The organism is Candidatus Binatus sp. (genome assembly GCF_036567905.1).
In the GTDB taxonomy this organism is placed as follows: Bacteria; Desulfobacterota; Binatia; order Binatales; family Binataceae; genus Binatus.
In genome coordinates this window covers 1-13,226 of the sequence record NZ_DATCTO010000084.1, presented here as the reverse complement: position 1 = coordinate 13,226, position 13,226 = coordinate 1, and the positions used below count along the sequence as shown (strand labels likewise).

The window sequence follows — 13,226 nt, the reverse complement described above, 5'->3', positions numbered from 1 at the left end:
CTAAATCCAGCCTGGGTCTTTGTACACGCCGAACTCGGCGCGAAAGATGTCGGAGACCTCGCCGACGGTCGCATCGCGGCGCACCGCCTCGCAAATCGGTTCCATCAGGTTCTCGCCGGAGCGGCACGCCTGGGCGACGCGGGCGAGCGCTTCCTTCACCGCGACGGAGTTGCGTTCGCGCTTGACCTTGCGCACGCGCTGAATCTGCCGCTCCTCGATCCCCGCATCGATCTTCAGCGTCGCGATCGGAATCTCCTCGGGGATTGAATACTTGTTCACCCCGACCACCGTCTTGATTCCCTGTTCCAGCTGCCGCTGAAAGTGAAATGCGGCCTCGGCGATTTCGCGCTGCGGATAGCCGGTCTCGATTGCCTTGACCATCCCGCCCATCTCGTCGATGCGCCGGATATAGCCGTTCGCCTCGCGTTCCATCCTGTCCGTCAGCGCCTCGACCGCGTAGCTGCCGCCCAATGGATCGATCGTGTTGGTCACGCCGGTCTCTTCGGCGATGACTTGTTGGGTGCGCAGCGCGACCATCACGGACTCTTCGGTGGGCAGCGCGAGCGTCTCGTCCATCGAATTGGTGTGCAGCGACTGGACTCCGCCGAGCACTCCCGCCAACGCCTGAATCGCCACGCGGACCACGTTATTGGCCGGTTGCTGCGCGGTCAGCGACGCGCCCGCGGTTTGCGCATGCGTGCGCAGCATCATCGATTTCGGATTCATCGCGCCGAAACGATCCTTCATGATTCGCGCCCACATCCGGCGCGCGGCGCGGAGCTTGGCGATCTCTTCGAGAAAGTCGTTGTGCAGATTCCAGAAGAACGACAGCCGCGGCGCGAACTCATCGACGCCGATCCCCCGCTTAATCGCCTCATCGACATAGCAGATGCCGTCGGCGATGGTGAACGCCAGCTCCTGCACGGCGGTCGAGCCGGCCTCGCGGATGTGGTAGCCGGAGATCGACACGGGATGCCAGCGCGGAACTTTGCGCGCGCAGAACTCGATCATGTCGGTGACGATTCGCAGCGCCGGGCGCGGCGGGCAAATCCATTCCTTCTGCGCGATGTACTCTTTGAGCATGTCGTTCTGGATGGTTCCGCCGACGCGCTCCCACGCAATTCCGTTGCGCTCAGCCACCACCAGGTACATCGCGAGCAGGATCGACGCCGAACAATTCACCGTCATCGAGGTGGTGACTCGGTCGAGCGGAATTCGATCGAACAGTGTCGCCATGTCGGAAACCGTCGAGACCGATACACCCTCGCGTCCCACTTCACCGAGCGCCCGTTCGTGGTCGGCGTCGTAGCCCATCAGCGTCGGCATGTCGAACGCGGTGGAAAGCCCGTCCTGGCCCTGGCCGAGCAGGAAGTGGAAGCGCGCGTTGGTGTCCTCGGCAAGGCCGAAGCCGGCGAACTGGCGCATCGTCCACAACCGCCCGCGATACATCGAGCCGTACACACCGCGCGTGAAGGGAAACTCGCCCGGGTTGCCGAGCGCGTCGTCGTACGAGCCGGTTACGTCGCCGGGCGTGTAGAGCGGTTCGAGTTCCATGTCGGACACGGTCGAGAAGCGGACCGGGCGCTCGCTCGCCTGCTGGTAGGTCGTCTCACGCCATTTCTTCTTGTTGCCCACCGTGCGCGATCCTCACCGGTTTTCGAGCACGCTGCTCGCGATTACCAGGCGCTGAATCTCCGACGTTCCTTCGTAAATCTCGGTGATCTTGGCGTCGCGGAAAAAGCGCTCGACTTTGAACTCCTTGGTGTAGCCGTAGCCGCCATGAATCTGCACCGCCTCGGTCGCGGACTTCATCGCGGTTTCAGCGGCGAACAGCTTTGCCATCGCGGATTCTTTGGTGCATGGCTCACCGCGATCCTTCAGCGTGGCGGCGCGATGCGTCAGCAGGCGGGCGGCGTCGATCTCGACCGCCATGTCGGCAAGCTTCCACTGAATCGCCTGGTACTGCGCGATCGGCTTGCCAAACGTCACGCGTTCACTGGCGTATTTCAACGACGCCTCGAGTGACGCGCGCGCGATTCCGAGCGCTTGCGACGCAATCCCGATCCTGCCCCCGTCGAGCGTTTTCATGGCGACCTTGAATCCCTGCCCTTCCTCGAGCAGCAGATTCTCGCGCGGCACGCGCATATCCGAAAAGCTCAACTGCGCGGAATGCGCGCCGTGAATTCCCATTTTGTCTTCGACCCGCGTGACGGCCCATCCCGGCGTGTCGGTCTCGACCGCAAATGCGCTGATCCCGCGATGGCCCTTGTCGGGCTGGGTCATCGCAAACACGATCGCGACCTTCGATTGCGGCGCGTTGGTGATGAAATTCTTGGTGCCGTTGATCACGTACGAGTCGCCGTCGAGCACCGCGCGCGTCTTCTGACCCGCCGCGTCGGAGCCGGCCTCCGGTTCCGTCAGCGCGAAGCATCCCAGCCAGGCGCCGGTCGCCATCTTCGGCAGAAAATGATCTTTTTGCCCGGCGGTGCCGAGCCCTAGAATCGGCCACGACGCAAGCGAACAGTGCGCCGACATTATAACTGCCGTCGAAGCGCATTCGACCGCGAGTTCCTCGAGCACCAGCGAGTACGCAACGTGATCGAGGCCCGCGCCGCCGTATTGTTCGGGCAGGAATATGCCGAGCATCCCGAGCCGGGCGAGTTCGTCGATCGCTTCGGCGGGATAGCGATGCGCGCGGTCGGCCTCGACCCCGATCGGTCCAAGCTTTTCGCGGGCGAAGCGGCGGGCAACGTCGCGGGCGCCGCGCTGCGATCCGGTGAGTTCGAGATCCATCTCGCTCCATATCTAGCGTAGAGCGATGGGCCGGGTCGATAGAACCGCGCGCCCGCCGCAGTGGCCGCGCGCGACAACGGAGCGCGGCGTTCACTAATGCGGGGCGGCGGCGGGCGCTGGCAGCACGAGGTGGATCGGATCGCCACGGCGCGCACGGAAAGTTCGTACGGTCATCCGATCGGGTGTGGCATCGACCATCACGGCGCCGTCCAGGTCGGTGCGCATTACGATGGCGCCCGCTTCCACGTAACGTTCGACGACGGCGGCCGACGGAAAATGAAAATAATTCAAATATCCGTCCGAGATCACCGCAGCCTCTGGATGCACCGCCGCAATGAATGCCGGCGTCGAGGAACTCGCGCTGCCATGGTGCGGCACTTTGAGCATCGTCGCGTGAAGATCGCCGCGCCTCTCGATCATCGCGTGCTCGCCGGCCGACTCGATATCGCCGGTGAACAGCAATGACATCCTGCCGAAGCTGAATCGCAACAGCATCGAGCTGTTGTTCTGCTTCCTCGTGGCGCCGGCGTCGCCGTTGAGCGACGAAATCGCAACCCCGCCGATCGCCGCGACCGGCGCCGTCTCGCCCACCTGCACCATCGGAATTTTGGCGCGCGAGAGGTCGTCCATCAGGCGTGCGTAGCTCACGTCGGCGCTCGCCACTCCCGTGGTCCAGAACGCGCGTGGCGCGAAGTTCATGGCGATAAAATCCAGACCGCCGAAGTGGTCCAGGTCGGAATGACTGAGCGCAAGGTAATCGACGTGCATGATTTTTTGCGACCATAAATATGCGGCGACAATTCGCTCACCCACGTCGAAGCCGCCGTAGGAGCCACCGCCATCGATCACCATCACGCGCGAGCCGGGAAATCGCACCACCGCGCCGTCGCCCTCCCCCACCGCGAGGAACGTCACGCGCAGATCGGGATTGAAGAAGCGGTCGTAGGTCCAGCATCCCGCGTCAACTATCAGGACAATTGCCAGCGCGATGGCGCATCGCGCATGCCATCCGAATCCGGGCTTAACCGGAGCGCCGTTCAGACCGTCCTCGCCAGTCCGATCGTCGCGCGCTCGCTTGCCGGTTATCGCCGCGGCAAGCGGAGCGAGCAGCCAAATCATCAGCAATCCATACGCGATTGCGAGTTCGAGAATCGTCGGCGTGAAGATACGGAACCACGCCAACGGCCAGGCGACGAACCGGGCCGCCAGCCAGTTGCCGGCCGCAAGCGCGTGCGCGCCGAACAGCAGTATCGGCCGTGCCGTCGGCTCCGAAACGAAACTCAACGCGGCGGCAACCAGTCCGCTGATCGTGGCGCCGAATGCCATGATCGGCACCACCACCGCGTTCGCGACCAGGCCAACAACCGCGAACTGGTTGAAGTGATACGCGGTGAGAGGCGCCGTCCCGACCATCGCCCAGAACGACACCGCGAGATAGCCTGCGGGACCTTCCAGAAATCGCCATCGTGGCGACGAGGGTTCGCCGCGAAGCCTCCCGATGCGTTTGCGGCGCGCGAACCAGGCGGCAAACCGGCGCATCCCGAGTATGATCGCAATTACCGACGCAAACGAGAGCTGAAACCCGATGTCGGCGGTCGAACCGGGAAGCGCGGCGCAAATCACAATCGCAGCCAGAGCCAACGACGCGATCGCCTCGCGGGAACGATCGATCGCCACGGCCAGCATATACGCCAGCACCATCACCAGCGCGCGCATCGTGGACACATGATGCCCCGCGATCGACGCGTACGCGCATACCGCCACCATCGCGGCAATCGCGGCCACCTTGTTCGCATAGCCGCGGTTTGCCAGCCCCGGAAACAGCATCATCGCAAGCCGCGCCACGGCGAACATCGCGGCCGCCACGATGCTCAAATGCAGTCCCGAGATAACCAGCAAATGGGCCATCCCGGTGCGCGCGAATGTCTGTCGAAGCGGCTCGCCGATTTCGCCTTGATCGCCGATCACGAGCGCGCGCATCTCGGCGTTTTCAGGATAAGCAAGGTTGCGATCGAAGAACTCGCCGATGTGAGTTCTTATCGATTCAATCTGGCTCGACGGGAAGCTCGAACGATGCCCGATGATTTGAAATCGCACTGAGCCGAGCGATCCTTTCGGCGCGGTCATCGTCGCGTCTATGCCCTCGCGCGCCATCAGTCCCGCGTAGTCGAACTCGCCCGGATTCCCGTAGTTGCGCGGAAAATGAATTCGCGCGCTCAGCCTGATTTCGTCGCCCAGCTTGAAGCTGCCACCACCGAGCACCGCGATTCGGACATTGCCGCGCGACGGCAGCATGGCGCCGCCATGCTCGGCAGCCCGCTCGACCATGACGTACAACCGATCGCCGTAAGCTACGCGCTCGGTCTCGCGATACAGGTGTCCTTCGATCGTAATTCGCGAATCGTCCGCCATCGTGGCGACGTCGTGCGCCGCGTGCGGCGGATCGAGTACGTTCGCCACCGCTACTGTCGCGCTCAGTGCAAGCGCGACGTATGCCGCCGCAAGGCCGAGCGTCCGTCGAGCGGCCAGAAACGCGCCGAGCGCTAATGCGGCGACCGCCAGCGCAAGCGACAGTGGAATCGCGATGTGAAAATTGCCAAGCGCATCGCCGGCGGCTATGGAAATCGCGACCGCGTAGATCGGCGCGATCCGCTCAAGCGGGCTGACTGCCGGGACCGGGGGTAAAATCTCGCGGGGCCTGATCGAGTCCAGTCCGACAGGTCGCAATGCGGCGCGTTTTCCGGAAAGTGCTCCCGCAGCGATAGCTACGCACTCCTTCGCGCATCAGCGGCGGCGTGAGGTCTATGTTGACTTATAGATTATGCGCCGACACAAGCAAGTAGCACGACCAACGATGTGTGCTCCGGGGAACTTTCGCGTCAATCGCGGGCGGATGTGTCGTTGACTCGAGCGCCGGCGTTATCCGGGGAAATGGCCGATGAAGCGAGCGGAAGAGCCGGTTGATCCGCGGAGTCGGCGGATTCTTCGACGTCGAGCAGCGCCGTCATTTCGTCGAGATGGCGGCGAATCTCGGCGGCAAGTTCGCGATTGAGTCCCTTCACTGCCGCAATCTCGTCGGTGGTCGCCTCGCGAATCCGTTTGAGACTGCCAAAATGGCGGAGCATCGCGCGCCGGCGCACCGGGCCGACTCCCTCGATATCGTCCAGGACCGAGCGCAACCGTGCGCGGCGCCTTAGTTCGCGGTTGTAGGTGATCGCGAATCGATGCGCCTCGTCGCGAATCCTCACCAGCAGGAACAGCGCGGTAGAATTTTTCGGCAGCACGATCGGATCCTTGCGCCTGGGAACGAAGACGCGCTCCTCGGATTTCTTCACTTCTTTTCCGCGCCGGTCGTTCAGCACATGCTGCTTGGCCAACGACACGCAATCGATCTGATCGGCAAGCTTGAACTCGCGGATCACTTCGAGTGCGACGTTCAGTTGTCCCTTGCCGCCGTCGATGACCCACAAATCGGGGTATTCGTTTTCGCGCACCGCGCGTTGGAGCCGGCGCTTCAAGACTTCGTACATGCTGGCGAAGTCATCCTGGCCTTCGAAACTGCGAATCCGGTACCGGCGGTAGAGATTCTTTTGCGGCTCGCCTTCGTCGAACGTCACCTGCGACCCGACCACCATCGAGCCCTGCAGATTTGAGATGTCGTAGCATTCCATCCGCTTGGGCGTGTTGCGCAGACCGAGCTTGGCGCGCAGATCCTCGAGCATCTGCTCGCGGGTCTTCTCGTTGTCGCGCCGCGAGGCAAAGCTTTGGCGCGCGTTGTCCATCGCCATTTCGAGCAGCCGGAGCTTCTCGCCGCGCTGCGGCTGAAACACTTCGCATTTCTTGCCGCGCCGCTCTGAGAGCAGCTCCGCGCGCACGGCGGCGTCCTCCAGTTCGACCGGCACGATCACTTCGTCGGGAATATTGCGCGCTCCCGAGTAATACTGAGTCAGCAGATCGGAAAGAATTTCGTGAACCGGGAATTCCAGGTCCTGAAAGCTCCATCCCTGGGTGCTGGTCAGCTTTCCGCCGCGGACGATTAGAACGATCGCCTCGATGAAGCCGCCCTCGCGGTAGATTCCGAACACGTCCTGGTCGATTCCCCAGTGATGCAGCACGGTTTGCCGCTCGACGGTTTTTTCGATCGCGCGCACGCGGTCGCGGATTCGCGCGGCCTGCTCGAACTCGAGGCGGGAAGCGTGATCCTTCATCAGATCGCGCATCTCGCGGAGCAGCTCGAGATTTTTCCCCTCGAGCAGCATCTGCGCCGCGTGCAAATGACGGCCGTACTCTTCGCGATCGACCGGCAAACAGCACGGCCCCAGGCATCGCTTGATCTGATATTCCAGGCACGGCCGCGAGCGATTGCGGAACACCGCGTCGGTGCAGGTGCGCAGCGGAAAGACTTTGCGGATGACGTCGATCGTCTCGCGCAGTCCGTCGGCCGAACCGAACGGGCCGAAGTAGCGCCCGCCGTCCTTGACGATCTTGCGGGTGACCGTGATTCGCGGCCACGGGTGATTGGTGATCTTCGCGCTCAGGTAGGATTTATCGTCTTTGAGGCGGATATTGTACTTGGGCCGGTACTGCTTGATCAGATTGTTTTCGAGGATCAGCGCCTCCTTCTCGCTCGCGGTGACTATCGTGTCGAAGTCGCGCACCCGCCGCATCAGGAAGCGAATCTGGAAGCGGCCGTCGCCGCCGTCGCGGAAGTATGCGCGCACGCGGGAGCGCAGCGACTTGGCCTTGCCGACGTAAAGCACCTTGCCGGCGCGATCGCGAAGCAGATAGACGCCCGGCTCGGTCGCGGCAGCCTCCAACTTTTGCTCGATTGAGGCCGCTTCGTCCCCGACTGCGCGCGCATCGCAGTCCGCGGTCTGCCCGATCTGCGCCGGCGCGTCCTTGGGATACTCGATCAGCGAGCCGTAAGCCGGGCCGGTCGCCTCGCCGCCAGCCGGTTGCGGCGGAGTTTCGTTTGCTCCGCGCTTTTCGTTTTCGTCTTCCGAAGGCATTGTCAAGGCTATTATCCCGAAACGACGCTCCGGCGCGGCTACAACCCGTTAAAGCCACGGGTGATTCGAGGCGGGAAGGTGACCAAGCCTCGCTAAGGCGCGGGCTGTTACCGAACGCGTTTCAATTCAGATTTAAACTCGAATGACAACGCCCAACCCTTCGTGTCGATCAGGACCACTGGTAAGATCAAACGCAGCATCGACAATGCTGAACTTACTACCGAAACGCGACACTAGGGCGCAGGTGAAGGCGCGATGACCTTGCCACGCCCCATTCCGAGGCCGCCGCCGCGCCGCCCGCCAGACCATTGTGGAATTCCTTGAGCATTGCGCAAAGTGAGCACCTTGCCACCTTCCTTCACTTCGCGGGCGATGATCGCTTCGTGACTTTGGACCGTCACTTTCGAACCCGTCACCTCAACCTTATCACCCTTGGCAAACTGGAAGCCCTTCGATGACAAATAGGCGGAAGGCCCCAAATGAACGTCGAGTGTGCCGGATTCGGTTTTGAGGTCGAGGTGAACCCCTCCCCAACCGCGCCCGCCAGAGATCGTTCTGACTTGCTCGACCGTCCCGTTGACGGTGGTTTCAGTGCTCGGATTGTACATGCGACCGCCGCCCATGCCGCCTCCCATTCCCTGGCAATAGGCGGCCGGGACCGCACAAGCGATCACCGCAGCAGCTATCAGCAACACTCCGAAAGTACTTTTTGAGTTCATAGCGCACTCCCTTAACTAAACCGGGATTTCCGTTTTGACTCTACGATTCCAACTCCCGTATAGGCCGGAGCACCTCTCTGGGCAAGGGTTTAGCCGGTTTTGGTCCGCGGTCTTTCCAGCGGTGCCGCGAGGGGCCGGTTTCGCATCTGCTGGGCACGCAACTACTGCGGGCCGGTGGGCTCGCCGACATCCGGTTCAGGCGGGGTTTCGTTTGCTCCGCGCTTTTTGTTTTCGTCTTCCGGGGCCATCGTCGCGCCTAGTATATCAATGGGGGCGCCAAGTATCCGCTGTCTGGCGGGAAGTTGCGCCCGGCGCTTCGAGCGGTCTCTCACCAGCGGCTTGGCAACCGCTACCCGCTTCGAGGCGGGGTCTGCTACTTAGCTCGATGCGTGTCACGCGCGTTGCGTGCCATCGTAATCTTTTAGGCAGAGGGATTCTGAAATGGGCAGGCTTGACGGCAAAGTGGCGGTTATTACGGGCGCGGCAAGTGGAATCGGGCGCGCGACCGCAATCAGGTTCGCGGGCGAAGGCGCGGCGGTTGTGATCGCGGACCTTAACGACGAAGGCGGCCAGGCCGCGGTCCGCGATTGCAAGGAGAACGCCGGGCGCGCGGTCTTCCAGAAGACCGACGTCTCCGCCGAAGCTGAAATCAAGGCGCTCATCGCGCGCGCCGTCAAGGAATTCGGCCGGCTCGATATCATTTACAACAACGCCGGAATCGGCGGCGCGGTCGGATCACTCGAACAAATTTCCGTCGAAGACTGGGACAACAGTCAGGCGGTGCTGTTGCGCAGCGTGTTCCTGGGAATGAAGCATGCGGCGCCCGAGCTGCGAAAAGCCGGCGGCGGTTCCATAATCTCGACTGCGTCGATCGCAGGCATCCGCGGCGTCGCCGGACTGCACGCCTACTGCGCGGCGAAGGCCGCGGTGGTGAATCTGACGCGCTCGGCAGCGTTGGAATTCGCCAAGGATAAAATCCGCGTCAATTGCATCTGTCCCGGCATCATCAATACGCCGATCCTGCATCGCAATGTGCCGGGTGTGAAAGAAGCGATGGAACAATGGATGGTAAAGGGTCAGCCGATCCCGCGCGCGGGCCATCCGGAGGATATCGCCGGGATGGCGCTCTACCTGGCCAGCGACGATTCGGTATTCGTCACCGGACAGGCGATGATCGTTGACGGCGGACTGACGGTCGGCAGCCAGTTCTCAGGCGCGGGCGGAGAAAGCATGCCGTCGGCGATCCCGCCAGCCGGCTTCCTCGGCCCGTCGTTCCAGGGTTGACGGCGCTGCGGCGCTTGTTTAGATGCGCGGGTAGCCGGGCAGCCGCGCCTGCATCGCATTGGGATACTCGAGCGGCAACGCGCTGGCCTTGTCGAGCGCCGCGGCTTCCGCAGCCTCGAGCCGAAGTCCGATCGCGCCCAGGTTCTGCTCGTTCTGCTCCTCGGTTCGCGCGCCGTAAATCACCGAACTGACGCCGGGCTGCTGATTCACCCACGCCAGCGCGACCTGCGAGATAGTACGGCCTCGTTCCTTCGCGATGCGCTCGACGGCTTCAAGGGTCGAGTAGTTTCGCTCGTCGGCGAGCCGATTCCACATATCCAGCTTGGCCAGGCGGCTGTCCTTGGGCGGGTGCTGTCCCGAACGATACTTGCCGGTGAGAAATCCACCGCCGAGCGGACTCCACGGAATCACCCCGACGCTCTCATAGCGGCACAAGGGCAGTAGCTCACGCTCGATCTCGCGCGATATCAGGCTGTATTGGGGCTGCAGGCAGTCAAAACGCGCGAAATCGTGTTTATCGCTGACCCACAGACTCTTCATCAGTTGCCACGCCGTAAAATTCGACGCTCCGATATATCTGACCTTGCCTTGACCCACGAGGTCGTCGAGTGCGCGCATCGTCTCTTCGATCGGCGTTTCGAAGTCCCACGAATGCACCTGGTAGAGATCGATGTAATCCATTTTCAGCCGCCGCAGACTGGCTTCGACCTCCGACATGATATGCCCGCGCGAGAGTCCAATTTGATTCGGCGCCACCGTTTTGCCCATGAAAACATTGGCGTTGAAGCGGACTTTGGTCGCGACAATCAAATCTTTTCGCCGCTGGCCGACAATTCGCCCGAGAATTTCCTCCGACGCGCCCGCCGCATAAACATTCGCGGTGTCGAGGAAATTACCGCCAACCTCGATGAACCGATCGAGAATTTTTCCCGCCGTAGCTTCATCCGTTTCGCGTCCAAACGTCATGCAGCCAAGGCAAAGTTCCGAAACTTTGAGTCCGGTACCGCCTAATCGCCGATATTCCATGGCTTTTTCCAATCCTCCGCGACCGAGTCTAGTACGACCATTGGCGCATACAAATTAAAATTTTCGACTTTGAATAATCGCCGAAATGAATCGTCTCAATAAATGGGTGCAAACGGCTCTGGCACCCTCCGGTCGGACATTCCTCCCACCCAACCGGATTCCGTCCGCTGCGTAAGCGGACGGGCTGCTACGAACAGGCGGGCATTGAAGGGTCCCCCCCTCTTCATATGCCCGCCATTTTTTATTTCAACAACCGCCATCATCGCGAACTTCAGACACAGCACTCGGGCAAGCTAAGATCAACTCGTAGATTTCGGTCGAAAATCGCCGCTTAACTTGACAGCGCGCGCGGGCATCGTCATAGCTCATAGCTTGATGTTCTCGCGGTGGCTCAAATGGCTGGTGGTAGCGCCGGTCGTATTGTTCGTCTTCGGAGCAATTATGCTCAGTTGCGGCGGCGGCAGCGGCTACGGCGGCTACGGCTACGGCGGCTACGGCTACGGCGGAGGGGGTGGACCAGGCCCCCCTCCGGGCTTTTCGCTCGAATCCATGACGATCGCAAATGGCCCCCCGACCTCGCCCACGTTCACCGCCACGCCCACACACACGCCGAAGCAACCGACGCCCACGTTGACGCCGCGTCCCGCAGCAACCAGCACCACCGTGTTGAGCACCGGCCCGAGTGCCGTGCCGACCGGCGGCCCGGTCGCATTCAATGTAATCGGTAAATTCACGAAGAAATCTAAAACCCAGTACCAGGACCTCACGGCGGGACCGCTGACGCTTTGGACCTCCACCGACAACACTATCTTCCAAGCGCCTGCGTCCGGGGCTCAGGGCGGCATCTACACGACGGGATTTGCGGGATGCGTCTGTATTCTCGCGAGCAATTCAGGAGTGAGCAGTCAGCAGGTTGGCATCGGCGTTTACCAGGACGTCGACGCCTGCCCGCTATGCCCGACTCCTGTGCCTACCGCGACGCCCACGCCCAAAGGCGCCTTGGTGCCGGGGGCTTCGAGTACGCCCGCGCCATCGGCGCGCAGTGCGGGCATTCTGATGTGGACCTTCGATTCGGGCGCCCAGTTGCGCGGGCGAATCGCGACCGGCGCCGACGGCTCGATATATTTCATCACCCGTGACGGCGTGCTGCACGGGCTGGATTCCGCCGGCAATGAAACCATGCGTCGCCACGGCGACGGTCTGTCGCTGGCCGTGTTGCCCGACGGGACCGTGGTCGCGATGTCGTCCAAGTCGGAGCTTGCGGCGATCGCTCCCTACGGCGCCACGCTCTGGCATCTCGAAATTGGCCAGAGCGCTGGACCGCTGGCCGCGACCGACCGCGCGATTTACGCATCCGCGGGCGCCGACCTCGTCTCGGTCGGCGCCACGGGATCGCTCAATTGGCGCGTGAGCGTTGGACCGGTGACTGCCGCCGCGACGACTCCGGACGGAGTCGTGGTGGGAGCGTCGCGCGGCGCGGTTACGGCGCTTGCCGCAGACGGCGCCGTGGTCTGGACGTTTGAGCCTGACGGCGGATTTTCGGGATCGGTTGCGTACGCCGACGATGTCGTCTATGCGGGCTCGGCCGCCGGCGGCGTGTATGCGATCGATTTGGGAACCGGCAATCTGATCTGGCACGTCAACTCCGCGCATCCGGTAACCACCGGACCGGCGGTGGCTCCGTCGGGAACAATCTTCGCCGGCGCCGATACGATCTACGGCGTCTCCGCCGACGGTCAGCTCCGATGGCAAAATCCGACGCTGAAACCGGGCGAGGCCGGGCTGTTCGCGCTTGGCTACGACGGCGTGTTCGATGCGGCCACCGGCGACGTGGGCGCGGTGCTCGCCGGCGACGGCAGCTACGTCTGGGCGGCGCGAAGCTTCGGCAAGATCACGACGGCCGCGTCGTCGGCGTCGGGGATGCTGTACGTCGGGACCTCGACCGGCCGCATCTTCGCCATCAGATAAGAAATTTTCATTTTTTCACTCTTCCCCCGAGCCCGCTTGACCGGGCTCGCCGAAAAAGTGTGACTGTAAAAGTATGAGCGCCATCGACATCATCAAGCGCCGTCTCAAGGAAGACCGTATCCCCGAGACTCCTGAAGAAGTCGGACAAAAGAAAAAGCGCCCGCGCGAAGTCGCGTTCATGGACGTGAACCTGTGCTTCCCGTGCGGCAAATGTCCTGAGTTCTGCCCCGTCAATTGCATCGAGTATCTGCAAAACGGCAGCGTGCCCGGACGCGGCGTGCAGCCAGTGCAGGACCGTTTCCAGGAATGCATCGGATGCTACATCTGCGTCGAGGTTTGCTCGCTTTTGACCGACTACGACGCGATCCGGATGTACGACTCGTCACTGGTCGAAGACGCGCTCGGCGTCAAGATCACCGACGAAGCT

The 13,226-nt window shown here is 62.3% G+C and carries 9 protein-coding genes; 3 read left to right on the top strand and 6 right to left on the bottom strand.

Features of this window, described 5'->3' with window-relative positions:
* The 5 genes from VIO10_RS12845 to VIO10_RS12825 form a co-directional block, all read right to left on the bottom strand.
* On the bottom strand, positions 1-1,635 hold the full coding sequence (locus VIO10_RS12845) for a methylmalonyl-CoA mutase family protein (protein WP_331964753.1): 1,635 nt from the start codon (positions 1,633-1,635) through the stop codon (positions 1-3).
* 12 nt (positions 1,636-1,647) lie between these two features.
* On the bottom strand, positions 1,648-2,793 hold the full coding sequence (locus tag VIO10_RS12840) for an acyl-CoA dehydrogenase (RefSeq protein WP_331964750.1): 1,146 nt from the start codon (positions 2,791-2,793) through the stop codon (positions 1,648-1,650).
* 93 nt (positions 2,794-2,886) lie between these two features.
* Positions 2,887-5,520 carry a DNA internalization-related competence protein ComEC/Rec2 gene (locus tag VIO10_RS12835; protein WP_331964747.1) on the bottom strand — a complete coding sequence of 878 codons (2,634 nt, stop codon included), beginning with the start codon at positions 5,518-5,520 and terminating at the stop codon, positions 2,887-2,889.
* 152 nt (positions 5,521-5,672) lie between these two features.
* A complete protein-coding gene (gene uvrC / locus VIO10_RS12830; protein ID WP_331964744.1) occupies positions 5,673-7,802 on the bottom strand; it encodes an excinuclease ABC subunit UvrC in 2,130 nt (709 codons plus the stop codon).
* A 233-nt stretch (positions 7,803-8,035) separates the two neighbouring features.
* Entirely contained in the window at positions 8,036-8,521 is a 486-nt protein-coding gene (locus VIO10_RS12825) for a hypothetical protein (RefSeq protein ID WP_331964741.1), read from the bottom strand.
* 441 nt (positions 8,522-8,962) lie between these two features.
* Between VIO10_RS12825 and VIO10_RS12820 the strand changes: the two genes are divergently transcribed.
* On the top strand, positions 8,963-9,805 hold the full coding sequence (locus VIO10_RS12820; RefSeq protein ID WP_331964738.1) for an SDR family oxidoreductase: 843 nt from the start codon (positions 8,963-8,965) through the stop codon (positions 9,803-9,805).
* Between the two features lie 18 nt (positions 9,806-9,823).
* On the opposite strand, the gene VIO10_RS12815 is transcribed toward VIO10_RS12820, so the two are convergent.
* On the bottom strand, positions 9,824-10,831 hold the full coding sequence (locus VIO10_RS12815; protein WP_331964735.1) for an aldo/keto reductase: 1,008 nt from the start codon (positions 10,829-10,831) through the stop codon (positions 9,824-9,826).
* A gap of 375 nt (positions 10,832-11,206) precedes the next feature.
* Between VIO10_RS12815 and VIO10_RS12810 the strand changes: the two genes are divergently transcribed.
* Entirely contained in the window at positions 11,207-12,799 is a 1,593-nt protein-coding gene (locus VIO10_RS12810) for a PQQ-binding-like beta-propeller repeat protein (RefSeq protein ID WP_331964732.1), read from the top strand.
* A 73-nt stretch (positions 12,800-12,872) separates the two neighbouring features.
* A partial coding sequence (locus VIO10_RS12805) for a 4Fe-4S dicluster domain-containing protein (protein ID WP_331964730.1) occupies positions 12,873-13,226 on the top strand: 354 nt, incomplete at its 3' end.

Excerpts from the sequence above, each read along its gene's own strand:
- VIO10_RS12810 (WP_331964732.1), top strand. The coding sequence starts at position 11,207 with ATGTTCTCGCGGTGGCTCAAATGGCTGGTGGTAGCGCCGGTCGTATTG.
- VIO10_RS12820 (WP_331964738.1), top strand. The coding sequence starts at position 8,963 with ATGGGCAGGCTTGACGGCAAAGTGGCGGTTATTACGGGCGCGGCAAGT.
- VIO10_RS12825 (WP_331964741.1), bottom strand. The coding sequence starts at position 8,521 with ATGAACTCAAAAAGTACTTTCGGAGTGTTGCTGATAGCTGCTGCGGTG.
- VIO10_RS12840 (WP_331964750.1), bottom strand. The coding sequence starts at position 2,793 with ATGGATCTCGAACTCACCGGATCGCAGCGCGGCGCCCGCGACGTTGCC.
- uvrC (WP_331964744.1), bottom strand. The coding sequence starts at position 7,802 with ATGCCTTCGGAAGACGAAAACGAAAAGCGCGGAGCAAACGAAACTCCG.
- VIO10_RS12815 (WP_331964735.1), bottom strand. The coding sequence starts at position 10,831 with ATGGAATATCGGCGATTAGGCGGTACCGGACTCAAAGTTTCGGAACTT.